We start from the raw sequence: 24811 nt of genomic DNA on the forward strand, positions 1-24811 counted from the left end.
TTATTCTACCTTCTTGAGTGCCAGCACACTATTGATTCCTCCCGTGGCGCGACCTGCTACCAGGGCGACCTGTGAGCCCGGTCCGTTGGCATTTATCTGATGGGATGTGTCTTGCACCAGTTGTATTTGATAGTCAGGATCAAGCTTTTCACAATTGATTGTGGGTGGAATGATGCCATGTTTGAGCGCGAGCAACGCCGTAATTGTGTCGATCGCGCCTGCCGCTGCATAGCTATGACCAAACATTGTACGTGGAACGCTGATCGGGATGTCCTGAAGATGCGTTCCGAACGCTAGCTGTAACGCGTTCACCTCGCCTTGATCGCTCTGTGGCAGAGCACGACCATCCAGGCTCATATAGGCAATATCTTGCACACTGATCTTCCCCTGCTGGAGTGTCTGGCAGATGGCTTTCGCATAGCGCGTGCCATTGGATGAAGGAGCGATCAGGCCATGAGCGTCATTGGTCTGCCCATAGCCGACAATCTCGCCGTAGATCGGAGCGTTGCGGCGCCTGGCATGCTCGTATTCTTCTACGACGCAGATACCTGCTCCCTCAGCCAGGATCAGTCCACTGGCGCGCCTATCGAATGGTCGATAGGCATGGATATCGTCTGTGGTGACGTATTGGCCTTGCCTTGAGAGAATCATCAGAATGAAGGGATGCAAAAAGGCTTCGCAGCCGCCGGTGAGCAGGACATCCGCTGCGCCACGCTGAATGGCTGTATAAGCCATCCCGAGCGCATCGAGTCCACCGGTGGTATCGTTGATGGGTGTTTTACAGTAGCCCTGGATGCCATAGCGGATCGCTGTCTGCCCGATATTGGAAACATGGAGCCAGGCGATGGCTGTATAGGCGCTCATGAAGCGAGGTCCGCGCGCATAGAGATTCTGGAGTTGTTGTAGCACGTAGTTGACACCACCCATGGTGTTGGCGATCACGGCTCCGACGCGTTGTGGATCTTCTTGGGTTAGTTCGAGTTGAGCATCAAAGAGTGCCTCCTGGAGAGCGGCGAGGGCGAAATGTGTCATACGGTCGGTACGCTGGATGAGTTTGCGTTCCAGATGCTCTATCTCGACGAAGTTGCGTACGATACCCGCTACCCGGATTGGTTTACTTTCCTCCTCGAAATCAAGCGGTGTAATACCCACTTGCCCTGTACTGATCGCATTCCAGAACGCCTTCTGTCCGATCCCGTTAGGGGCGACCACGCCAAGTCCAGTAATCACAACGCGCCGTGATGGCATCTTATTCATCCTCCTTCTTCCAATCTGCTCGCGCGAGGAGTAGAGCACTGTTCACGCCCCCAAAGCCGCTGGAATGGGTTAAGGCGATATTGACTGTGGCAGAGCGAGCGCTATTTGCTACATAATCCAGGTCGCAAAGCGGATCGTTTTGATCCTGATTAATCGTGGGCGGAATCTGCTGCTTATCAAGGACCAGAGCGGTCACCACAGCTTCGATCGCGCTGGCTGCTCCCTGGCTATGTCCGATTAATGATTTCGTGGCGCTGATCGGAATCCTGTACGCTTGCTCACCGAAGACCGCCTTATAGGCTGCGGTCTCAGCGCTCTCGTTGGGACGCGTTGAGCTGCCATGTGAATTGATATAATCGATCTGTTGTAGCGATATCTCTGCCTCATTAAGCGTCTGTGTCAGCAGATGTTGTAATGGGAGGCCATCGGGCGGCAGTGATGTCATGTGATAGGCGTTGCTGTTGGAGGCGAAGACGAGGATTTCTGCATAGATATGGGCTCCTCTGGCGAGGGCATGTTCGCGCTCTTCCAGTACCAGTACGCCAGCGCCTTCTGACATCACGAAGCCGTCACGTGCCTGATCATAGGGGCGCGAGGCGCGTGCTGGCTCATCGTTATAGCGTGTGCTGAGCGCTCCGATCACGCAAAAAGCATCCATGACCCCATAACTGATAGCGGCATCGGTGCCACCGGCCAGCATCAGATCGGCCCGCTCCTCCTGGATCGCCCAAAATGCCTGGCCGATGGCATCTGCACCAGCCGAGCAGCCAGTGGCGACAACCAGGCTGGGTCCATGGAGTTGGTGATGGGCCGCGATCGCGCTGGCTGCCGTATGAGACATCAAGAGTGTGGTGGGAAGTTGTTCTTGCGCCGAGAATTGTGGCGGATGCGTTCCCTGATCGGTCATCATGGCCCAATGTCGTTCGCCTTCCTCCAGGCAGGCCAGGGCCAGACCTATCATTACACCGGTCAGTTCGCGATCGCTCTCATCGAAGCTATTCAGGAGTTGAGCGTCATCCAGGGCTTGATTGGCTGCCGCTAGCGCGAATTGTGCGGCCCGATCCATGTGTGTGACTTCTTCTGTCGTGAGCCCTGCGGTGAGCGGATCAAAATTGGAAATCTCACCAGCTACCTGAGCTGGCAGGGGACTGGCATCGAAACGGGTAATCCGTTGTAGTCCAGAGTGACCTGCCAGGCACGCTTGCCAGAAAGATTCTTTCCCAATGCCATTAGGAGCTACTACTCCCAGGCCAGTAATCACCACACGGCGCCATGCTTGAACGTGGATTGCAGCCATTGGCATCTCCCTTTTGTTTACGGTTGGAACTGTGTCATCGAATCTCTTCCTGTGTTCTTGGCGACAAGAAAGGCTTCAATTAAAGGGGTGACTGTTTCAGCGCGTGAGTACATGAAAAATCGTTCCCTACCAGAAACGACGTGATAGCCAGCACAATAAGGTAAATTTTTTGCCAACCAACGCGTTTTTGCTTCCGGCGAGAGAGCATCATCGGTACGATTAATCAAAAGGATGGGCATCGTGAGCTCCTTGAGGCGCTTACTGATGTCGAAATTATGGATGATCGGTAGAATGGAGCATTTATAGACAAAGGTCCATTGCTTAATCTTGCAGAATTGTTCTTCGATCAAGTGACGCGGCAGAGAGGGTATGGTGTGATTATCCAGTGCATGCGCCAGAATATAGTTGATCACGTTTGTGCGCAGGAGCGAGGCAGGAAGGACATATTCGAATGGGAGTCGGTAGAGCAGTTCGTGTAGGAGCCAGATAAGTGGATGTGGTTGGATACGATAGTCAGCCCCCTGCGCGATAATGGTCAGGGATTTGCAACGCTGTGGATAGCGTAATGCAAAGTCGAATAGGACCATCGCAGCATCGCCATGCGCGATAAAATCGACGGACTCCAGGCCGAGCCCATCCAGCACCTGGCTCAGTTCCTGAGCGCGATCATTGGGACCCCATGGAGTTCTGCGCATCTCCTGTCGCCGATACAGGATCACACGCCGCGAGCGACTTAAATCGCGGATCTGGCGTGCATAGACGAATTCAAGATGCTCAAGAATGGGCACAAAGACGAGAGGCTCACCTTGCCCAATATCGATGATTGGTAGCTCGATCGTCCCCAACGATCGCTGTTGCCAGAGTGATTCTATATACTGAACATCTGCGTGAAATACTGCATCATCGATCCAACGTTCTATGTGAGTGGTCAATGCTAGCCTCCCCATGCAAAATAGCGTACGATGCTACGATATACTCTCTCTATTAGTATATGAACAAGTAGATCTCAGTCATAAGATCAAAAAATACGCCTGAGTGTCTGCATAAAGTGTATCACTCAGGCGTATTGTATGCTTTATTTCGTGCTTGGATCGATTACTTTTTGTCTTTTTTTAGCTTTTTGATGGCGTCCTGCATTTCCTGACGCGCTTGTTCTGGCGTGATTTTTTCGATACCATCAAGCTCATCGGAACTTCCGCTTGGTTTCTTTACCTTTGCCACCTTTGCTGCGGCTTGCTTGAGTTCTTGCTTCTCCTCTTTCGCCTGCTCGCGAGAGATCGGCTCCGCAACTACTTTTTTGACCTTCGCTTTATCACCCGCCATAATTATCTCCTTTAGCATAGAAAATCCTGATAGAAGAGACAAAAGCAGCATGTGCTCCGAAGCGCCAGTCAGGAAAGAAGCCAGCGCTTTGTACTGACACGTTGATTTGTCGTGTCAGGTTACAGACAAGGCAGGTGTCTGGACAAACACCTGTTCGCTGGTCGCTATGAGATGTCTCAGGTATTGAGAACGTATTGTATGATAAAATTGCAAGAGGGGGAAATTGATATGTCTTTAGAATCGCCCGTGAACCGGTGGATTGCGGCCTTTAACGCTCATGATGTGGCAATGATTGTCTCGCTCTATCATGATGATGCCGAGCTCGATGATGCTGGTATGAAGCATCCTCGCCATGGCAGGCAGGCTATCGAGGAGTGGTTCACAAAACGCTTTCAGACGATGCCATCGATTAGTTATATGCCACGTGAATATGTCTGCCAGACCGAGACCCGCGGCGTCGTGACCTGGACCACGCGTTCAAAGAGTCCTGTTCCGGGAGGGCGACCCTGGCTAGCCTGGTTATCGAGATCCTTCGCAGTCGATGGAGTCAGCGTTTTTGTGCTCCAGGATGGCTTAATTGTCAAGCAGCGCGGATATTATGATCATCTTGCCGTTATCCAGCAGATTCTACCTCCCCTTAAATATTTGTTACCTGTACGCTTCTAGCGAGTTTACGCAAAGAAGGTCGCTATCGTATGCCTGATGTAGTGCCGTCTTCCATCTCGATAATTTATCCTGAAGAAGAACTGATGCTTCTTTCTGCATTTACGAGGAGCTGTAACGTCGAATATCCTTGTATCAGGCGTTACAGCATATTGTTTAAGAAGAGGCTTCTTCTGTTGTGTCAGCTGTGCTTTTTTTACTCTTTTTCCTGGCTGGAGCCTCTTTCTCCTCAGATTGAGGAGGAGTATCCTGAGCGACTTCTGCCGCTTCAGACGTTTGTGTTTGCAGCTCTTGCAGGCGTGTCTGATATTTTTCTAGTTTGGCTTGTGCCTTGTCATGCCTGGCTTGTGCTTCTTGTAACTGCTCCTGAATCTCCTGAATCTTGTTTGTTGCTTTGGCTATTTGCCTGGTGTTCCTTTTCGTTTGCTTACGGATCTTGGCAAGGTGAGCCGCTGAATTTGGATTTTTAATTGTCTGAGCCATAATGCACCTTTCTTTTGCTTCACATTTGGTTTATTCTATCTTGACATATTTTGAGGATAGCGTCTACTGTTGAGTATAGTTTACTCCCCTGGTAAAGAGAATATGGTTTATTATAAACCTTGTGACTTGCCATGTGTATAAGCGAAGTGTTCTAATCTGCTACAGATGGATGTCTGTGAGGTATGTGTGAGCTGTTCCATAATTGTTACATTGTCTTTTAGTAGACAGTTTGCCATATTTTGTTCGGTAAATCATATCAGGCCGTTATAGCTTGATTGTTCCCTTTTGTTTCTGCTATGATACAGCTATCAAAATCGCTAGACATCGCGTTCAGTACTGATGATCGTGTCAATAAGTAACACTCTTGTTTATGCATACCGAAGGAGCTTTTTTATGGCCACAGAATCTCAACCAAAATCGCCGCGTCAAACTGGAAGAATCGGGCAAAGATTGCAGCATTTCTTTACGCAAGGTCACACCTCTCTCTACCGCCTGACGGGAGGGAAAGTTGGCGCTGGAAAATCCACCCTTATCCTCACCACAACGGGCCGCAAGAGCGGTGTAGAGCGCTCGACGCCGCTCTTTTTCTTTGCCGATGAAGGACGATTCATTATCATCGCCTCCAATGGGGGAGCGGCAAAACATCCTACCTGGTGGCTCAATCTGCAAAGCAATCCGCATGCAAAAATCCAGATTCGATCACGCGTCATTCCTGTGATTGCCAGTCAGGCTGATGTAGTGGAACGTAAGCGCCTATGGGCTATCATCTCCGAAAAATATACCCAATTCGTCGACTATCAGCAACGTACGCCACGAGAAATCCCTGTTATTATCCTCACGCCCGAAGCATAAATGGTGCGATCGGGCAAAATTGGTCTCTAGAACCAGATCGTTGTTACTTGCAACGAGAAATAGGTTCCGGAAGCCATCAAAAAAGTGCAGCGCTTTTATTCCCTCAATTTGTTTTCTTCCAAGGTCGGCAAGTTTACTTGAGTGGATTATCTATCAGACTGAAGAAAGTATTCAGTTTTTCTTCAGTCTGATAGATAATCCACTCAGGTACGCGATTTTACATTGACACGCTATTGCTCTCTGGACATAATTGCACTAGTGGTGAGATATCCTTGTGGTAAAGGCGATCTTTAGCCTGTGATTCAAGGATAGAATGGAATGCAAGTTGGTCGCAATGAGGGGCCAATGAAAGTGAGACTGCTCTCTTTTTACCCTTAGTTTGATATGTCTGGCTGCATGGGAAGAGGAGATGCCGCTACCTTTCGCGGTTGCCTTTCGTCGCCTTTCAAGGAAGGAAAGAGACCATGTGGTCATTATCGAAACACACTCTGCGCAAGCCAGGACGTTGGATTGCCATCATAACGGCAGCGTTGCTTGTGGTTTGTAGCTTATCGGCGTATGCCGTACCAGGTATTGCCAGCTCTGTCATGCCCAAAGCCGCGAATGCTGGTACGGGAGCCTTTAATTACGGCGAAGCCTTGCAGAAATCCATCTATTTTTACGAAGAGCAATCCTCGGGACCGAAACCGTCCTGGAACCGTGTCCCCTGGATTGGCGACTCCGCGACGACCGATGGCTCGGATGTGGGATTGGACTTAACGGGTGGCTGGTATGATGCTGGTGACCACGTCAAATTCGGTTTGCCCATGGCCTACTCTGCGACTATGCTGGCCTGGGGAGTCATCGCCAATCGGCAGGCCTATGCCAATGATGGCCAATTGACGTACATGCTCAATAATTTAAAGTATGTCAATGATTACTTTATTAAGGCGCATCCGTCGCCCAATGTGCTCTATGGACAGGTTGGCGATGGGAGTTCAGATCACGCTTTTTGGGGACCTGCCGAGGTGATGGGTCAGGTTTTGACGCGACCATCCTATAAGATCGATGCCAGTTGTCCCGGCTCAGATCTGGCTGGCGAGACGGCGGCGGCGATGGCGGCCTCCTCGATCGTTTTTCAGGCGACCGACCCGACGTATGCCGCAACTCTGCTGACCAATGCCAAACAACTTTACTCGTTCGCTGATACCTATCGTGGCAAGTATGATGCCTGTATTACGGCGGCCAGCGGTTATTATACTTCATATAGTGGTTATAACGATGAACTGGTCTGGGGCGCAGCCTGGCTCTATCAGGCGACTCAGGATACATCTTATCTTACCAAAGCCGAAACCTACTATGCTAACCTCAGTAACCAGAGCCAGACGACAACCCATTCCTATGAGTGGACGATGAGTTGGGATGATGTCTCTTATGGTTGTTATGTCTTGCTTGCCGAGATCACGGGTCAGCAGCAGTACAAAGATGATGCGCAGCGCTTCCTGGATTGGTGGACGGTAGGGGTGAACGGCTCCAAAGTGACCTATTCGCCGGGTGGCGAAGCCTGGCTGGATCAATGGGGATCGCTACGCTATGCTGCCAATACCTCATTTTTGGCGTTAAGCTACGCTGATTATCTGGGCTCATCTAACACTTTATACTCGCGTTATCACGATTTTGCGGTAAAGCAGACCAACTATATTCTGGGCGCGAATCCGCGCAATTGTAGTTATATGGTAGGATTCGGCACCTGCTATCCACAGACGCCGCACAGTCGCGAAGCCCACGATTCCTGGACCAATGATCTCTCGAATCCGACGTACAATCGCCATATTATTTACGGTGCGGTCGTCGGAGGACCCTCAACGGCTGATGATTCGTTCACTGATAGTCGTCAAAACTACACCTCGAACGAGCCCGCCGACGATTACAATGCTGCCTTGACTGGCGTGCTGGCACGTTTGTATAACGAGTACGGAGGGAGTCCAGCCAGCTCGCTGCCCGATAAAGCCAAGGATGATGATGAGATCTATGCAGAAGGTGGTATCAATGCCTCGGGTACCAACTTTACCGAGGTCAAAGCACAATTCATTAACAAGACTGGCTGGCCCGCTCGTGTCACCAGCAATCTCTCCATACGCTACTACTTCACGCTAGAGGCTGGCGTGACGCCTGCAATGCTCACCTTGACGATGAATTATTCTGAGTGTGGAAACCATCTGACTGGACCGACCCAATACTCGGGCAGTATCTATTACGTTACTGTTAGCTGTGCTGGTACACCGATCTATCCTGGTGGACAGAGCGCCTATCACAAGGAAGTACAATTTCGCATTGCCAGCTCGGGAGCCTGGGACCCCACGAACGACTGGTCATATCAGGGGATCGCTGCGAACGGCGCAACTCCTGTCAAGATGACCAATATTCCTGTCTATGATGGTACTACGCTTGTCTGGGGTAGTACACCTGGCGCGAGCACAGCCACTCCCACACCTGTACCGACCACTACTCCGACATCTACACCGACGCCAGGAACGACTCCCACACCGGGAACGACTCCGACCGTTGTGCCAACGGCCACGCCAACACCAGGAGTAACTCCAACTGTAGTACCAACATCCACAGCTACCCCGACTCCTGGAGCCGCTTGTAAGATCGCTTACACGATTCAAAACCAGTGGACAACAGGTTTTACTGCCAATATTACGCTGACCAATAGCGGTACCACTGCTATGACTGGCTGGACACTGGTCTTTACCTTCCCTGGAAATCAACTGGTTAGTCAGGGATGGGGTGGAACATTTACCCAGCAGAGTAGCAAAGTAACTGTCACAAATCTCAGCTACAATGGAGCATTGTCATCTGGAGCGAGCATTTCATTTGGCTTTAACGGCTCCTACAGTGGCAGCAACGTCTCACCGACCTCATTTACCGTCAATGGATCAAAATGCATGTAGCGTCGAACGCTTGCGTGCGATGTCCCACTCGACGTACGAGAGAGCTGGTTCTCGGTGCACCACGCTGGCGGGCCTGATCGTACGAGCTTCTGGGACATCGCACGCAAGCGTTCGACGCTACGGTGTCCCTCGCTTCGCTGGACACTGGTCATGGGAACGCCGCATCCAGTAGCGTACTCCTTCATTGACTATTCAATTGAAGATATTGTATATTTGCCAATAGTTGATCTAGTATAGCTCTGTGTCTAGTTGATCTAGTATAGCTCTGTGTCAATACCTTTTTTCCTTATTTAACCATTGAGAAAGAGACCTATTATGGCGGCTGATCAGCCTGTGCCTTTGACGTCGGATACGACATCGAAGTCGCGTCATTCTGCATTTTCTATCAACTGGCGTTCTCCCTTTATCGCGCTGTTTATTGCACTTATTTTGATTGTCGGTGGAGGGCTGATTGCTAACATTGCGCAGACCGATGGCGGCGATGTTGCTGTTCGAGATGTGACCTTTGCGGGTACGAACGGCACCATAATGAGCGGTCTGCTCTACATCCCCAACACTGCCACCACGAAGACACCTGCCTGTGGTGTTGTGGCGATTCACGGATATATCAATTCGAGAGATACCATGGATGGCTTTGCGATTGAAATGTCTCGACGAGGCTGTGTGGTTCTCGCTGTCGATCAGACAGGTCATGGCTATTCTGATCCACCGGCCTTCGGAAACAGCTTTGGTGGTCCGGATGCGCTGGCGTATCTCAATTCGCTTGCTATTGTGAAGAAGGGCGATATTGGTCTGATCGGACACTCGATGGGAGGCTGGGCCTCCGTGCTAGCCGCTGCAGCTCATCCAGATGCCTATCGCTCGCTGGTGCTGGTCAGCTCCTCCACGAGCACGCCGGGCGTCGAGCCAATTCCAGGCACGGCTACTTTCCCTAAAAATGTCATGGTTGATGAGGCCCAGGACTCCGAGTTTTCAGTTTTAATGTGGGTCGAAACGACAGGGAGTCAATTTATACACTCAGCGCGCATGCAGGCACTCTTCGGCATCTCTGACACTATTCAAGTTGGGCATACCTACGGCTCCATTGATGAAGGGACGGCTCGTCAGTTGCAACTTGTCAACACCACCCATCCAGGCATAACTTTCACCAACGCAGGAGTTGGCAATGCGGTCTCCTGGATGCAACAGACGTTGACCGGTGTTAGTCCGCTTCCGACCTCCGATCAGATCTGGCTCTGGGACGAGATTGGAACGTTTCTGGCCTTATTGGGAGTTGTTCTTTGTATCTTCCCGGTTGGCTTTATCCTGCTGGGTACAGGCTTTTTCTCAGAGCTCAAGCAAGCGCTTCCAACTTCTAAAGCTGCCACTGGGATTGGCTGGTGGATCGGCGCAGTCATTCTCGTTCTGGTTGGTGTGTTGACCTTCTTCACCTTCCAGAATTTTGGTAACACTCTCCTGCCGGCCAGTGCCCTCTTCCCCCAGACTATCACGACCGGGATTATGGTCTGGGCCTTCCTTGGAGGTATCATTGCACTTGTCCTGCTGACCCTGTGGCACTTTGTGTTTAATCGCAAGGAGCCGGGTGCTCGACTGGCAAATTATGGTATCACCGACGAGTCAAATCATTTCGAATGGCGTAAGATTGGAAAAGCTCTCCTGCTGGCATTGGCAACGCTTGCCGCTCCGTATATCGCAGTAACCTTCCTCAACTGGGCATTTCAGACCGATGCGCGTATCTGGGTCTTCAACATCAAAATGATTACCCCATATCACGTGCCGATCATCCTTGCCTACCTGATCCCATTTGCCTTCTACTATCTCATCTTGAGCGTCGTGCTGCATGGACAACTCCGCTCGGCACGCTATTCATTGGTGAGCGAGATGGGAAAAAACATCATCATACTGGCGGGGGGATTTGTACTCTTTCTGTTGGTAGAATATATCCCGCTTCTGGCGGGCGGCACACTTTTTTCAGCGGATCAACCATTGCTCTCGATTGTCGCCTTCCAATTTGTGCCCGTCTATATCATCGTAGCGGCCGTCTCGACCTACTTCTTCTATCGAACCGGAAGAATCTACACCGGAGCATTTATCAACGCCATTTTTATTGTCACCATCATCGTCACCAGCACCGCAACTCAATATCCTGTGCTGCTCCGCTAATCTATGCTACGGGAGGTTTTTTTGATACCAGGTCAGAGCTTCTCCTACGTTGACGACTGCGCCGATAATTGTCAGGGCGGGTGCCGATAGACCGGCTTGTATGGCTTGCTCGGCGATAGTTGCGACGTTGCCTTTAACCATACGCTGTTCGGCGGTGGTGCCATTCTGGATGATAGCGGCTGGCGTGGCTGGATCTAATCCTGCGGCGATCAGGCGGCGAGTAAATTTGGGGAGTGCTGTGACTCCCATCAGGACGATCAGCGTGCCTCCCAACGCGGCCAATGCTTCCCAGTTGACTGTAGGTGAGGCTGAGCTCCCTTCGTGCCCCGTGACGACGGTAAATGAGGTTGTGTAGTCGCGATGCGTGACCGGGATGCCAGCGTAGGCTGGAACGGCAATCGCTGAGGTGATGCCGGGTATGATCTCGAAAGGGATGTTGGCCTCTGCCAGTGCAAGTGCTTCTTCGCCGCCGCGTCCAAAGACAAATGGATCTCCACCTTTGAGGCGTACAACCGTATGGCCCTGACGTGCGTAGTGGGTGAGTGAGGCGTTGATCTGTTCCTGAGGCATAATATGGTGGCCTGGATCTTTACCAACATAGACTAATGTGGCGCCTGGGCGTGCCTCTTGCAGTAGCTCCTGGCTGATCAGTCGATCGTAGAGGATCACGTCGGCGAGGCGCAGGCAGCGTAGTCCTTTGACTGTGATGAGCTCTGGATCACCTGGTCCGGCACCGATGAGATAGACTTTGCCTACTTGTTGCGTGGTTAGATCTCTTTCAGAAGTATCTGGCTCTGAGAGCGGGGTATTTAATTCAGAGGCATGATCGTTTGGTGTGCCGAAAACGGTCATGATGTCTCCTTTTCTGCATCATTCATATCATGAATGATGGTTGAGACCGAGATATCGACATCATAGCGACGCAACAGGCGAACTGTGCTGGCCAGAGCTTCTACATCATCATGTTCTGTCAGCATTGTCAGGATATCCGAAGCAAAAAAGTCGCCAAAGAATAGATCTCGTTGATTATAGGAAAGTCCCGCTGCACGCATATATTTACGTGCAATCGTGGCCAAACGCATATAGCCTTCATAAGCCGAGGGAAAAATATCCTCAAGCTGCTGGCGGATGCGCTTGGCAAGGCTGGGACTGGTCCCTTCGGTGGATACAGCGATGGTTAATGACCCTCGCCGTAAAATAGATGGGATGATGAAGTTACATCGTGCTGGAACGTCGACGATATTGACGAGCTGCCCATTCTGCTGACCATCATTCCAGATGGCTTCAGCTAATTCTGGCTCATACGTTGCCGCAGCTACCACAATAAACGCTCCTGCTAGATCGCTGGCTTCGTAGGCTTTATAGCGCAAAGTGATGTCCTGACTTTGTGCCATCTCCTGTATCTCCTCACAGAAATCGGGGCTCAAGATCGTGACGCGTGCTCCGGCGGCATGGAGGGCCGCAGCTTTTTCGGCTGCGACCGTGTTGCCTCCAATAACAAGCGCGGGCTTGTTGCGGACGTCCAACATGATGGGATAGTAGCTCGGCATAATCTCCTTTATCCTACACTGACGTGTGCCGTCACTCTTTCTTGTAGTTGATCGATGCCGATACGATGGCAGAAATCCCCGAATGCCTCATTGGGCTCGCGTGCATCGCGCCAGAAGATAAAGAGTGACTGTAACTTGGCTGGTATCTCATTGATGTTGATGCTCTGCGCATAGAGCGTATTGAGTCGGGTGTAGCCCTGGTCTCCTCCAAGGTGGATGTTATAGAGATCTTTGGAGCGACCGACAAAGCCGATGTCGCCGACATAAGGACGGGCACAACCATTGGGACAGCCAGTCATACGTATTCCTATTTTCTCCTCTCCCAATCCCAGAGCGTGAAGGTTAGCTTCGAGGATTTTGACCAGATCAGGCAAGGCGCGTTCGGCTTCTGCGACCGCCAGGCCGCAGGTCGGCAGGGCTGGACAAGCCATGGCGAAGCGATACGCTCCCGCTGCGTTGGGATCAGTGGAGATGCCGTATCCCTGGAGACTGGCTTCGAAGGCGGCACGTTGTCCTTCGTCAATGTCCAGCAGGAGGATATTCTGCTGAGCCGTCAGGCGGATATTCGGCGAGAATTGCTCAATGACGGCGCGTAGACCACTTTTCAGGCGCACGGCTTCAGTATCTTTCAGGCGGCCATTCTCGACATGCAATCCCAGGAACCAGCGTCCATCGGCCTGCTGATGCCATCCCAGATGATCATCGATACCGTGAAAGTGTACCTCGTCGGGATCGCTGAGCGTGTAGCCCAGACGCTCTTCAACTTGATGACGGAACCATGCGATCCCGCGCTCCTCGACCAGATATTTCATGCGTGCATGACGGCGATTGGTGCGATCACCATAGTCTCGCTGCACGCTCACAATCGTCTCGGCGACCGGGATGACCTGATCGATCGTAATGTTGGCGAAAGGGACCGCTACAACTGGATGGGTCTCTTTTTTGCCGTGTGTCGCGCCCATACCTCCGCCAATAATCACTGTAAAGCCGATCAGTGCATCATCTTCGACACGAGCGATCAAGCCGATGTCCTGTGTGAAAACGTCGATGCAGTTATCGCCGGGATAGGCAACCCCAATCTTGAACTTGCGTGGAAGATAGGTCGGTCCATAGATCGGCTCGAAATCCTTATCCTCTTCGGGTTCTTCGCTAGAATGAACCTTCTCGCCATCGATCCAGATCTCATGATAGGCTTTGCTCTTGGGGGCCAGATGCATGGCGAGCTTATAGGCAATCTCCTGAAGATGTGCCTGTGCCCGATTGGTGATGGGAGCAGGACAAGCCATGACGTTGCGGTTGACATCTCCACAGGCGGAGAGGGTTGAGAGAAGCGAGGCGTTGATCTCGTGGATAGTGCTATGAATATCACCCTTGAGGATGCCATGCAGCTGGAAGCTCTGGCGCGTCGTGATACGCATCGTATGGTTACCGTATTGCTCGGATAAGCCATCCTGTACGAGATACTGCTCGGCGGTCAGCGATCCACCAGGGATACGTGAGCGGATCATGAACTGATAGGCTTTTTCGCTGCCAGCAGCCCGGCGAGCCTGGCGAGCGTCACGATCTTCCTGCTGATACATGCCGTGAAATTTTATGAGTTGCACCTGATCCTCGGAGAAACGTGCTGTATCCTGACTCAGCTCTTCTACAATCTGTCCACGCAGATAATCACTGCTAATCTTGATGTGCTCGACCTTGCTACCTTCACCAGGGCCTAGTTGTAAAATGGTGGTTTCTGGTATATTCTTATCCTGGTCGGGTGTGCTCATGGTATCTCCTTTGAGATCTGCGACTATCACAGGATTGATAATGGTGCAACTACGAACGTCCGAGTTGTTAAAAAAGTTTCCCTCGCCATTATAGTCGCTTTGTACTGGTAATTATGGTCCTTTTGTCTCTTGCACTTTATGTCGTTTTGTTGATATAGTAGATCAACAAACTATATGGTCACTCTAACTATAAGACCACTGGTCTGCTCTGTCAACCTTTTTGCGGTCATTGGACACTGGTTTTCACTGAAATATGTAAGGATTAAACACATGAATTTCCTCCTGAGTTGCATCTCTACCCGACATTCTATGTTGAAGAACCATTGGGCTGAAACCAAGCAGTCCCAGCAGGAGCAGCTTGAGTGTCCGGTGACGGCCCTGGGCAGCATGGAAAAGCCAAAGGAAGATCAAGGTGGTCAGCTCTGTATCCTGAACGAGCAAGGCGAAGTGCAATCCAGCCTTGCCCTCTCTATGCCCGCTGGTATGGTTCTGACCGATGATCATATATTGGTTGCCACCAATTTTGCCATTCACCACGTTGCACGTGATCTTTCATCGATTCGCCAGGAAACAATTAGCCTGCCATCTTTCAACCTCTTGCATTCGCTCTCGCGTAGCCGTCGAGGATATCTGGTGGCTAGCACAGGACTGGATGTGATCATAGAATTTTCGGAGAGCGGAGAAGTTATCTGGGAATGGTGGGCTACCGAGCATGGTTTTGAGCTGACGCCGACCGGCGAGCCGCGCTATATCAACAAAGAGGAAGACTATCGAGGCGTAAAATTTGGCACTCTGACACAGACCACGCACGTCAATTCAGTCTCCGAACTACCGAATGGCACAATTCTGGCGACGCTCTTTCATCAAGGAACGGTGATCGCTATCGATCGCGCCACCGGAAACTGGCAGATTGTGCTGGATGGTCTGGATCATCCTCATTCGGTACGTATCCTGAACGAAGAATACGTCACGATTGCCGACACTGCTCATGGACGCGGCCTGCTGGTCCAGATCAAAGATCTGAAAAGTGAGATTAAGGCCGAAGTCGATGCTCAGACGAATTGGCTTCAGGATTGTTCCTATGATCCTCGTAACGATCTCTGGGTGCTCGTCGATGGCAAAAAGACGCGCCTGATCCTGCGTTCAGGACCCTCCGGCGAGAAGCTTCATAGCGTCATTGATTTAGATCCAGAATGGCGCCTCTACGAAGCCTTGTTACTCTCGTAGTGCTCTGCCAAAAAGTCATCACGCCTCTGTTGCAGAGAAAATGTGTTTCCACATAGATCCGTGAAGCTGTCGGGTGACAGGCCAGCCGACGTAGCGGCGCGGCTCCGCCGTGCTGTCTGTAACTCGTACGACCACTTTGTTTATGGCGTTGCATTGAGAGACGCCCCCAAGCCGAATCATACGAGCCACAGACAGCACGGCGGAGCCGCGCCGCTACTTTTAGTCTGTACAATCCCTTGACTAGGAGTGACATAATAATCTTTAGGCATAGTAATGAAACTTTATCTATTCACTATTCTAGAGAGAAGCTATTATGACACTACGGATTATTCAGGTTGGACTTGGTAACTGGGGCCAGAGTTGGTCTCGAAACGTGGTCGCAAAAAATAAAGATATTGAAACGGTCGCGTGGGTTGAAATAGATCCGCTATCTCTGGAAGCCGCTCGCGAGCATTTATCGCTACCAGCCGAGCGCTGTTTTACTTCTTTCGATGAAGCTCTGGCTACAGTGGAGGCGGAGGCTGTGCTGATAACTGCCAGTCTGCCCGGACATATTCCCAGTGCCCGTACGGCTCTGCTCGCAGATAAGCATGTACTGATGGAGAAGCCTTTTGCGCCCACGGTGGCGGAGGCTCATGAATTGATCGATCTGGCTGCCAAGCACAAGCGTATCCTGATGATCAGTCAAAATTACCGCTTCTTTCCGGCGGCGCGAGCGGTTGCAGATCTGGTCAAGCAGCAGGCCATCGGACGGCTGGGCACGATCAACATCGATTTTCGGCGCTACGATAATTCTTTGCCAGTGGAGGAGCACCGACATTATCATATCTGGGAGCCTCTGCTGGTCGACATGACGATCCATCATTTTGACCTGATGCGCCTGGTGACGGGACAGGAGCCGGTACAGGTGTTTTGTAAGACCTGGAATTCTCCCTGGAGCAAGTATGATGAGCCGGCGGAGGGCACGATGACGATTACTTTCGATGGCGGAGCAATCGTAAATTATCGTGGAAGCTGGGTTAGTACCGCACCTAAAACTGCCTGGGGCGGCGAATGGCACATGGAAGGCGAGCAGGGAGAAATTGTCTGGACCAGCCGTGGTGATCTGGCAAATGCCGATGATGACGTGGTCAAGCTCCGCCTTCAAAATCGAAAAACTCCTAAAAAGATTGCATTATCCGACATTGGCCCGCTCGATCGTTCAGGAAGCCTCGCCGCCTTTGTGCAGGCCGTCGCCACCAACACGGTGCCTGAAACGTCTGGACAAGATAACCTCAAAACTCTGGCTTTGATGTTTGCTGCCGTCGAATCCGCCAAAACAGGCCTGCCCATCAATCTCAAATAGCATCTGTGGTGCTGAAATGGTTCGCGACACAATTTGAGCCAGGTGTGTCCTATACAGAAAAGCAGGTCAACGAGATCGTTCAGCGGCACCACGAAGATGCTTCCTCGATACGCCGTGAGATGATCGGTGAACAGTTGCTTCAGCGTGCCAATGGCAGCTATTGGTTGGTGTCGCACTAGTTGGCGAGCTGGTTGAGCAGGCTTTTAGTGCCTGAAAAGGCGTTGAAATCCACGTAGATAGCAGAGGTCAAAAATTTCTATGAAGAAGACTACTGTACCACGTGTTGTGAAAATATATTCGGAAAACAACGATTTTCAATATGCGGAAACATTGCGTCGTAAGCGCGAGAAGCGACTACGGCAGCGAGAATTTTTTGTTGAAGGCGTCCGTCCCATCAATCAAGCGTTACGCTACAACTGGCATATCCGTGCCTTCTTATATTCACGCGATAAGCCGCTCTCGGATTGGGCGGAGAACATTTTACGGACATCGAGTGCCGAGGTCCATTACGAGATGCCCTGGCATCTGCACACGAAACTCAGTAGTAAGGCCGAGCCATCCGAGTTAGTCGCGCTGGTGACGATGCCTGATGATGATCTAAGCCGTATCCCTGTGAAAGAGGATCTGCTGGTCGTCGTGTTCGATCGTCCAGCCAGCCCGGGCAATCTGGGAACGATTATCCGCTCATGCGACGCTTTGCGGGTCGATGGCATTGTGATTACTGGTCACAGCGTTGACCTCTATGATCCAGAGACGATCAGCGCCACCACCGGCTCATTTTTTGCCGTTCCGCAGGTCCGACTGCCCTCCCAGAAGGAGTTGCTCCCCTGGATTGATCTGCTCCGACAGCAAGTGGGTGGCGTACATATCGTCGGCAGCGATGAGGATGGCGATTGCGAACTGACTGAGTATGATTTTACGCAGCCAACTTTGCTGGTCATCGGGAACGAGACGTGGGGGATGAGTGCCGCATATCGCGAATTGTGCGATACCGTCGTGAGTATCCCTATTGAAGGCTCAGCCTCATCGCTCAACGTGGCCTGTGCCACCTCGATCTTATTGTATGAGATCAACCGTCAGCGTCGCTCCCAGAGCCGCTAGTACTTAGAAGAAAAAAATTATGAGATATTCACTGAAGGAACGTGCGCACATTTGCTAAAAGAAGGAAAAACATTTCCCTTGGATACCTGCCGATGCGTTCTATAGACGAAACAACATCTCTTATTTGTGGTTTGCGTTAGCAAATGTGCGTACATTTTACTGGTGAGTTAGCGATGAAGCCAGCTCAGTATAGTGCGCGTCACCAAATCGGCTGCATCCCGTTGAACAGCATGGCCAGCTCCGGGGATAGTCAGCAAAGTCCAATCGTTTTCAAGCCACTTCCATGTATTGTTCAAACCATCTGCCAGCAAAGCTTTATCATCCAGGCCATGAATCTGGAGAACTGAAGCCTGGACTTTTGTTACCGGATCTGGCGCCTCCTCGTACGGTGGGCGAGGATAATTCTGCTTGTAATAGTGTAACATCCCCTCAAAGCTCGATCGTCGCAAAGCCTCGATATAATGCGCTCGCGCAACAGGGTCCTTTACCTTCAACCACTCATCAGTAAGCATCTCTGCTGATAGCTGCTTGTGCGCTCCCTCTTCCTGAAATTGGCGAGCATAAGCACTATTTGCACGCTGCTGTGCATTATTGGCTAATGTATGTGTTCTCCCCTTCTGGTGGGGCATATTAAGAATAATCAATCGTTCCGTAAGAGCAGGCAAGTTTGTAGCAAACTGCCAGGAGATTGCGCCACCCCAATCGTGACCGACAAGAATAGCCTTATCGTGTCCCGTGTGGTGAATTACCGACTGAACGTCACCGATCAGATAGCGCATTGAATACTGCTCACCTGCGGTTGGCTTATCGCTTAGATTATAGCCACGCAAATCAAGTGCAGCTACCTGGAAATGCGGAGCCAACGCCACCATCTGATGACGCCAGGTATACCAGAAATCGGGAAAACCGTGGACCATAACAACCAATGGTCCCTCACCAATGCTTGCATAATGGATCTTCACGCCATTACTATCAGCATACTCATGCTTCACATATTTATCGATATCATTAGGAGCAATAGAAGGGATAGCGTTCTGCATCTTTTCAATTCTCTCTTTCCATTTCCTTGGCACAGTAGCATAAGGGTATGATATAGGGAAAGAGACAAGCATATCTTTCACATTCTTGCGTATTTGTGTCAAAACCTGCTTAGATCTCCGCAACGTTTCGATAGGATCGGGGCGTGAGGCCAAGACGTCGTTTGAAGACCCTGCTGAGATGACTCTGGCTGGCGAAGCCGCTCTGCAGTGCCACTTGAGCTAGCGGCGTGTCTGTCTCAGTAAGTAACTGTCGGGCACACTCAATTCGTCGCCCCAAGACAAATTGGTGCGGACTCTCTCCCGTCGTCTGGCGAAAAAGGCGGGAAAAGTGATAGGGGCTCAAGCTAGCCTGCTGAGCCAGATGCTCTAAAGAGAGAGCTTGATCGAGATGTACTTGGATGAAGTCGGTTACGTGCCGCATCTGTTGGCGCGTCAACGTCTGACCGTTTTTCGCTGCTGGAGAGCTATCCCGTAGGAGGTGAACGGCGAGTAGCTGAGCAATAGATTGCAAATAGAGTTTTTCAGCAGGAGCCTGCCGCTTGAGGTCGTGCCAGAGGGTGAGACAGATCTGCATTAGCAACGGGTCCTGAAAACCGATGTTCTCTGTGACTGTTACTTGCTTCATCGTAGCACCTGCCAGTTCCTCAATAGTGTGAGAAACAAGATCTGTGTGCAGCTGGAGAAGTAAAGTCTGGACTGGCTGGGAAGAGATTGCATGCCATCGTAGCTCATAAGGTGCTCTCCCAGCAGGTCTCAAAAAGAGATCACCCTGGCGCAAATACTGACCTTTCCAGGGACCGTTGAGTTCTCGTTGTTCCTTATACATTGTTCCACTCATGAGCAATCCCAATGTGAGGGTGGGGACCAGAGGCATGGTTAATTGCTCGATCTCCCCTGGTTCACGGTAAACATGTACCTCCAACCCATCCCAGGCGTTCTCTTTACTTGAGTGCACGAGAAGGGGAGAGGCCGGTTCATGTCTGGATTTCTCCATCCATGGTGATGATGGCAATTTTTTTGTCATATGGATACCTCGTTTTTGTTAAAATGATCTCGCAACTTGTGGGTGAAGGTAGCTCACTGGATCGTTCCCACGTAGCGACACAAACTTGTAACACTAAAGGGATTAGCAAGAACAAAAAGCCCGGTACTCCTGAAAATGTATCACATGAAATGAAGAGGATGCTTGAGTGGCGACCTATGGTTATGATCTCTTTTGTTGCTTGGTATTCAAAGCATCCTTGTAGACCTGCATTTTTCCCTCGATGCGTACGAGATGGTGTTCCAACTCGTCGATACGAGCATGAACCCGCTGATGATGCTGTTCTAGCAGAAGCAGGCGTTCAGACGCAGATGTGTCTCCCTGACGCCGTAAGTTAACAAACGTACACATCTGCTGGATGGACATACCTGATCCACGTAAACATTGAAGGAAGTCGATCAATGCTAGATGCTCGGCTGTATAACGGCGATGACCATTTGTATGTCTGCTGACAGAATCAAGTAATCCTATATCTTCGTAATAGCGCAAAGTATAGACGGTCAGACCAGTCCGGGCTGCTACCTCTTGAATCGTGAATTCTTTTTCCATAGAGATAGTATAGTAGTTCGAGTGCGCTCGAAGTCAATAGGAGATCGGCACAGGTGTGAATGTAAGGATTCATGATGCACTTACATTCGCACCTGGGAATTACCAGGCGATGGGACCCTTATCGTGGAAGAAGCCGCCGGAAGGACCATCCTCCCCGAGGGTTGCCAGCTGGATTGCCACTACTGCTCCCTGTTCGGGTGTGCGGACTCCAGCGAAGTTATTGAGATCAGTAGCGACGAAGCCCGGGGCTCCGGCGTTGACCTTGATGGGAGTGTCAGCTAGCTCTCTGGCATAGTGGACCGTGATGGCGTTGAGAGCTGTCTTGGAGGTTGAGTACGGCATCGATGGTTGACCAACGAAAGCCCCCTCATCTCCGAGCGAGCCGCGCAGACTCGAGATGTTGACGATCCGGCCTGCCCGGGCTTTGCGCAGGAGCGGTAGCATTGCGTGGATGACTGTCACGACGGCAAAGACATTTGTCTCGTATACTTCCCGAAGCTCGGCGGCGGTTGTCTCGCTCGGCTTTTGACGTATGGCTGCATGTCCTGCGCTGCCCGCATTGTTTATCAGTACATCGAGCCTGCCAAAACGTTCGTCGATTGCTCGCGCCGCTGCCTGTACCGATTCACTATCGGTGACGTTGAGCGCCTGAAAGATGACTGTTCCCGCAGCCTGTAGCTCTGCTGCGGCCTTCTCGCCTCGCTCCCGATCGCGTGCACCAAGCAGCACAATCATCCCCTCTTGAGCCAGTCCTCGAGCAATCGCCTTGCCAATCCCCTTGTTTGCTCCTGTTACCAGCGCAATACGTGTCGTATCGGTCATGTGATTAAACCTCCATAAGCTATCTGTGCATCATGATTTGCGGCACTTGAACCGTAAAATCTTTTCAAAAACTTCTATTATTAAGAGCAGTCTAACAGCTCGAGTGCACTGGAAGTCAAGGAGGAAATCAATCACATAACGTTTTTTAATTCACTATTGTGGTAAACTGTCGCCCGGGAAACTTCGGCACGCATAGATTTCATAAATAAATACTCCAGCTTTTACGCCTGGATCTTCATCCATGATCTTGTGGGCTTCTTCCACTGAAACATTGAGGATGCCAAATCCTCTTACATCGCTTCCATTCATGACTGGACACACAATCGGTAATAATCCATCGGCACGTAACTCAAAATTCCTGCGCCCATGTTCCCAGACGATCTTTTCGGTGCCGGCCTCATTTATTTTAGGTCCAGCCTTTAGAATAACGATGCTATAGGTCCTGGTCTGCGTTAGCATGTGCTGCATAAACTCATCAGTGATTGTTGCCATTGAGAATTATCCTCCAGAGATGTTTTATTTCTGGCTTGTTATTCTTGTTTCTAGCGTGATTTCCGGTGATGATTAGCTGGATAAGGCTCCTGTGGCTGTTCACTTGATGGAGCTTCTCTTTGTTCTAGATAATCTCCATGTCGTCGAGGGTGGGTGCCGGTGGGTAAGGATTGTGTGGCTCGCTTTGATACCAATAGGCGACGGAGGCGATATCGTCCTGGAGTGCCAGATAGCGTCCGCGACTGCGCCAGCCGAGTGCCTGGATGGTGACACGTAGATTTTCTTCGAAGCGAATCGGGTCCATGACGTGCCAGCGATACATGCCGAAGCGCTGCTGACTGCTATAGAGTCCATCGGGCTTGATGACTTGTGGGAGCCCAAGATAAGCTGTCGAGTAGACGCCATATTGTCCCTGTGGATGTTCAAAGTTCCATGCGCCGCCGAAATAATCCTCGGTGCCGGTGCCGCAGATGGTTGGATACTCCTGATCGCCGTCGAGATAGAATTTGATCTCGCCTTCGCCCCACCAGCCTTTGTTGTTGACTTGCCAGGCCAGATAGGTTCCGACGTAGTGACCTTGTCCCGTGACGTTTTCGAGTAGGGTATGGACCTCTTGGGCGACCAGTGGATTGCTTCGTCGCCAGTGGGCATGGAAATAGGCGGCATCGGCCGGGACGCTGGTGAGGGTGTAGGTGATCTGGTAGTAGATGACGACTTCGACGTCGCTGAGATTTTCGATGGTGATGCGTGCGCTCTGTCTGAAGGGCATCTCCCAGTAAGAGTTCATGCCGCCAGCAGGGTTGACAACGATGGGCGATGAGTTGATATTGCAACGTTCGCCCCAGCCATTGGCGAAGAAGTCTCCATAAGGACATTCGATCGATGGTTGATCCTCATCATCCCAGTAGGCGCGTAAGAGCAGTTGCCGCCAGTGATCAGGATAGGTTGTCATCCATATGTGCTGGATGGCTCCCGCTTCCTGGATCTCGGCCAATGTGATGAGGCTATGAGGCGCGATTTTGAGCGATGGCGACACTTTCCATCCCTGACCGAGGTCGCGGGCGTGAAACGCGCCCGTCCCCTCGGTTGCCATTCCTCCTCTACCCTTTTCGCCGCGTATGTTTTCCGCGCTAATCGAACGCGTCCTGGCGTGGGAGAGGCGGGAAAGGTTTCCCAATCCCATCCCCAGCCCATTGAAAGTATCGCCTTGCTCTGTCATGATCTCATCCTCGCTGCTAGCAGGTCAGGATACTACAAAACAACTTGTTCTTTTTCCTGTCCTTTGACAGGAGCTGGCTTGGAGTCCGCTTTTAGTTGGAAGGCATGGAATGGACCACTATGGTTCTCGGGAATATGTCCACGCAGATGCGTTCCACCTTCTTCATACTCTTCGCTCTCGATGGTTCCAAATTGATGGAACTGAGCCACCAGTTCACCATGCTCATAAGGGATTAAGACGTCCATGGTGACGAATTGGGCGATCAATGCCTCGCTAATACAGTGCAGAAGCTCATCGATCCCGGTGCCCTGTACCGCTGAGACTTTCACGGCTGGGAGCGTCGCTGCAACTCCTTGCAACTCTGACTGGGGCTCTTCCGTATCAGCGATCAGATCAGCTTTGTTCTGCGCCAGGACCATCGAGAGTCCTCCCGCGCCGATGTCTTCCAGGACATGCTCGACCGCTTCAATCTGATGCTGTACGTTAGGATGTGAGGCATCTACGACGTGCACCAGCAGATCGGCTTCCGCTACCTCTTCCAGCGTGGCGCGGAAAGCCGCGACCAGCGTGGTTGGCAGGCGTTGGACGAATCCCACGGTATCAGAGAAGAGAATCTCCTGTCCGCCTGGGAGGCGTACACGTCGCGTCGTCGTATCGAGCGTCGCGAAAAGCTTGTCTTCGGCCAGGGTATCCGATCCAGCCAGACGGTTAAGCAGGGTGGATTTGCCCGCGTTGGTATATCCAACCAGTGCCACGACTGGTGAGCCGGCATATTTGCGTCGTTCGCGATGCAGTTGGCGCTGGCTACGTACCAGTTCTAACTCTTCTTCCAACTGATCCTTCTGACGACGCAGCATACGGCGGTCAACTTCAATCTGTTTTTCACCTTCGCCACGCTGATTGGTGCCGCCACCGCTCTGTCTGGATAAGTGAGACCACTGCCGTGTCAACCGTGGCAGATCGTATTCGACCTGAGCCAGTTCGACCTGCAAGCGACCCTCACGGGTGCGTGCTCTCTGCCCAAAGATGATCAAGATCAGCGCAGTGCGATCGAGCACCTGGAGATCAAGTTCACGTTCGAGATTGCGGTGCTGATTTGGTCTCAATTCAAGATCAAAAATCACCGCATCGCAGTCCTGTGCATGTGCCAGATCGGCCAGCTCTTTGACTTTGCCCGATCCCAGCAACGTGCCCGGATGCGGATGATCCATGCGCTGAACCACACGATCAACGCTGACGACTCCAGCGGTCGCGGCTAATTGTTCTAGCTCATCCAATGACTCATCGATCGGCCAATCGGTCTCGGTTGCATCGATGCTCACCAGAATGGCACGCAAGGGAGCATCGGCCAGCAGACCGCGCATCGGTTTTTGCTCATTAAGATCGGTATTTTTTTTTGCCTGAGGAATATTTTGTTCGGGCAATTCTGACTCCTTAGTACTCCAAAGCGGCTGTGTGACAGCTCTGCTGTTGGTAGCTATATATGTTATCTATCGGTTCTGATGTGGGATACTAAAATCCCTTCGTTAGCGCTGGTCTGCCAGTTGGTTTGCCGGTTTGAGTCGAGTGCAGGATATCAGAAGCGACCGATGGTGCAAACGGTGTGTGATGAAGCGTGGATATCAGGATAGTTCCAATGCGTAGGGGAAAGATGCTGATTGTGGGATATGTTCACGAGAAA

General features: G+C 51.3%; 24 protein-coding genes. 9 read left to right on the plus strand and 15 right to left on the minus strand.

Annotation, left to right across the window (positions count from 1 at the left end):
• The 4 genes from AC27N8_RS27070 to AC27N8_RS27085 form a co-directional block, all read right to left on the minus strand.
• Window positions 1-1248, minus strand: a complete 1248-nt coding sequence (locus AC27N8_RS27070; RefSeq protein WP_487071274.1) for a beta-ketoacyl-[acyl-carrier-protein] synthase family protein — start codon at window positions 1246-1248, stop codon at window positions 1-3.
• A gap of 1 nt (window position 1249) precedes the next feature.
• A complete protein-coding gene (locus tag AC27N8_RS27075; RefSeq protein WP_487071276.1) occupies window positions 1250-2554 on the minus strand; it encodes a beta-ketoacyl-[acyl-carrier-protein] synthase family protein in 1305 nt (434 codons plus the stop codon).
• 17 nt (window positions 2555-2571) lie between these two features.
• The gene (locus tag AC27N8_RS27080) at window positions 2572-3486 is read right to left on the minus strand and encodes an alpha/beta fold hydrolase (RefSeq protein WP_487071278.1); all 915 of its coding nucleotides are present in this window, start codon (window positions 3484-3486) and stop codon (window positions 2572-2574) included.
• 163 nt (window positions 3487-3649) lie between these two features.
• On the minus strand, window positions 3650-3877 hold the full coding sequence (locus tag AC27N8_RS27085) for a hypothetical protein (RefSeq protein WP_487071280.1): 228 nt from the start codon (window positions 3875-3877) through the stop codon (window positions 3650-3652).
• 228 nt (window positions 3878-4105) lie between these two features.
• Between AC27N8_RS27085 and AC27N8_RS27090 the strand changes: the two genes are divergently transcribed.
• Window positions 4106-4543, plus strand: coding sequence for a nuclear transport factor 2 family protein (locus tag AC27N8_RS27090; RefSeq protein ID WP_487071282.1), 438 nt, complete (start codon window positions 4106-4108; stop codon window positions 4541-4543).
• Window positions 4544-4696: 153 nt separating this feature from the next.
• On the opposite strand, the gene AC27N8_RS27095 is transcribed toward AC27N8_RS27090, so the two are convergent.
• On the minus strand, window positions 4697-5023 hold the full coding sequence (locus AC27N8_RS27095) for a hypothetical protein (protein WP_487071284.1): 327 nt from the start codon (window positions 5021-5023) through the stop codon (window positions 4697-4699).
• Window positions 5024-5416: 393 nt separating this feature from the next.
• On the opposite strand from AC27N8_RS27095, the gene AC27N8_RS27100 reads away from it, so the two are divergent.
• From AC27N8_RS27100 to AC27N8_RS27115, 4 genes are all read left to right on the plus strand, one after another.
• Window positions 5417-5875, plus strand: coding sequence for a nitroreductase family deazaflavin-dependent oxidoreductase (locus tag AC27N8_RS27100; protein WP_487071286.1), 459 nt, complete (start codon window positions 5417-5419; stop codon window positions 5873-5875).
• Between the two features lie 464 nt (window positions 5876-6339).
• Complete coding sequence (locus AC27N8_RS27105; RefSeq protein ID WP_487071288.1) at window positions 6340-8811, plus strand: glycoside hydrolase family 9 protein; 2472 nt, start codon at window positions 6340-6342, stop codon at window positions 8809-8811.
• Window positions 8792-8983 (plus strand): hypothetical protein, encoded by a 192-nt coding sequence (locus tag AC27N8_RS27110; protein WP_487071290.1) that lies wholly within the window; start codon window positions 8792-8794, stop codon window positions 8981-8983. Before AC27N8_RS27105 ends, AC27N8_RS27110 begins: the two co-directional genes overlap by 20 nt.
• 143 nt (window positions 8984-9126) lie before the next feature.
• Window positions 9127-10974, plus strand: a complete 1848-nt coding sequence (locus tag AC27N8_RS27115) for an alpha/beta hydrolase family protein (protein WP_487071292.1) — start codon at window positions 9127-9129, stop codon at window positions 10972-10974.
• A 6-nt stretch (window positions 10975-10980) separates the two neighbouring features.
• Here AC27N8_RS27115 and cobA read toward each other — a convergent pair whose 3' ends face one another.
• Genes cobA through AC27N8_RS27130 form a run of 3 tightly spaced genes read right to left on the minus strand, consistent with a single transcriptional unit; the run spans window position 10981 to window position 14293 of the window.
• On the minus strand, window positions 10981-11826 hold the full coding sequence (cobA, locus tag AC27N8_RS27120; RefSeq protein WP_487071294.1) for a uroporphyrinogen-III C-methyltransferase: 846 nt from the start codon (window positions 11824-11826) through the stop codon (window positions 10981-10983).
• Window positions 11823-12524, minus strand: a complete 702-nt coding sequence (locus AC27N8_RS27125; protein WP_487071296.1) for a precorrin-2 dehydrogenase/sirohydrochlorin ferrochelatase family protein — start codon at window positions 12522-12524, stop codon at window positions 11823-11825. Before AC27N8_RS27125 ends, cobA begins: the two co-directional genes overlap by 4 nt.
• 8 nt (window positions 12525-12532) lie before the next feature.
• Window positions 12533-14293, minus strand: a complete 1761-nt coding sequence (locus tag AC27N8_RS27130; protein ID WP_487071298.1) for an NADPH-dependent assimilatory sulfite reductase hemoprotein subunit — start codon at window positions 14291-14293, stop codon at window positions 12533-12535.
• Window positions 14294-14563: 270 nt separating this feature from the next.
• On the opposite strand from AC27N8_RS27130, the gene AC27N8_RS27135 reads away from it, so the two are divergent.
• From AC27N8_RS27135 to AC27N8_RS27150, 4 genes are all read left to right on the plus strand, one after another.
• Entirely contained in the window at window positions 14564-15520 is a 957-nt protein-coding gene (locus AC27N8_RS27135) for an aryl-sulfate sulfotransferase (protein WP_487071300.1), read from the plus strand.
• Between the two features lie 313 nt (window positions 15521-15833).
• On the plus strand, window positions 15834-16865 hold the full coding sequence (locus AC27N8_RS27140; RefSeq protein WP_487071302.1) for a Gfo/Idh/MocA family protein: 1032 nt from the start codon (window positions 15834-15836) through the stop codon (window positions 16863-16865).
• 8 nt (window positions 16866-16873) lie between these two features.
• Entirely contained in the window at window positions 16874-17044 is a 171-nt protein-coding gene (locus tag AC27N8_RS27145; protein ID WP_487071304.1) for a DUF2087 domain-containing protein, read from the plus strand.
• A gap of 79 nt (window positions 17045-17123) precedes the next feature.
• A complete protein-coding gene (locus AC27N8_RS27150; RefSeq protein ID WP_487071306.1) occupies window positions 17124-17966 on the plus strand; it encodes a TrmH family RNA methyltransferase in 843 nt (280 codons plus the stop codon).
• A 167-nt stretch (window positions 17967-18133) separates the two neighbouring features.
• Here the strand turns inward: AC27N8_RS27150 and AC27N8_RS27155 are convergent, their stop codons facing one another.
• The 7 genes from AC27N8_RS27155 to hflX form a co-directional block, all read right to left on the minus strand.
• Window positions 18134-19006 (minus strand): alpha/beta fold hydrolase, encoded by an 873-nt coding sequence (locus AC27N8_RS27155; protein WP_487071308.1) that lies wholly within the window; start codon window positions 19004-19006, stop codon window positions 18134-18136.
• 109 nt (window positions 19007-19115) lie between these two features.
• Window positions 19116-20030 carry a helix-turn-helix domain-containing protein gene (locus AC27N8_RS27160; protein WP_487071310.1) on the minus strand — a complete coding sequence of 305 codons (915 nt, stop codon included), beginning with the start codon at window positions 20028-20030 and terminating at the stop codon, window positions 19116-19118.
• A 180-nt stretch (window positions 20031-20210) separates the two neighbouring features.
• A complete protein-coding gene (locus AC27N8_RS27165) occupies window positions 20211-20597 on the minus strand; it encodes a MerR family transcriptional regulator (RefSeq protein WP_487071312.1) in 387 nt (128 codons plus the stop codon).
• A 99-nt stretch (window positions 20598-20696) separates the two neighbouring features.
• Window positions 20697-21419, minus strand: coding sequence for an SDR family oxidoreductase (locus tag AC27N8_RS27170; RefSeq protein WP_487071314.1), 723 nt, complete (start codon window positions 21417-21419; stop codon window positions 20697-20699).
• A 153-nt stretch (window positions 21420-21572) separates the two neighbouring features.
• Window positions 21573-21911, minus strand: a complete 339-nt coding sequence (locus tag AC27N8_RS27175; RefSeq protein WP_487071316.1) for a YciI family protein — start codon at window positions 21909-21911, stop codon at window positions 21573-21575.
• A 124-nt stretch (window positions 21912-22035) separates the two neighbouring features.
• Complete coding sequence (locus tag AC27N8_RS27180) at window positions 22036-23130, minus strand: glycoside hydrolase family 172 protein (RefSeq protein ID WP_487071318.1); 1095 nt, start codon at window positions 23128-23130, stop codon at window positions 22036-22038.
• 32 nt (window positions 23131-23162) lie between these two features.
• On the minus strand, window positions 23163-24554 hold the full coding sequence (gene hflX, locus AC27N8_RS27185) for a GTPase HflX (RefSeq protein WP_487071320.1): 1392 nt from the start codon (window positions 24552-24554) through the stop codon (window positions 23163-23165).
• Window positions 24555-24811 lie beyond the last annotated feature (257 nt).

Source organism: Dictyobacter sp. Z7_2, assembly GCF_057551105.1.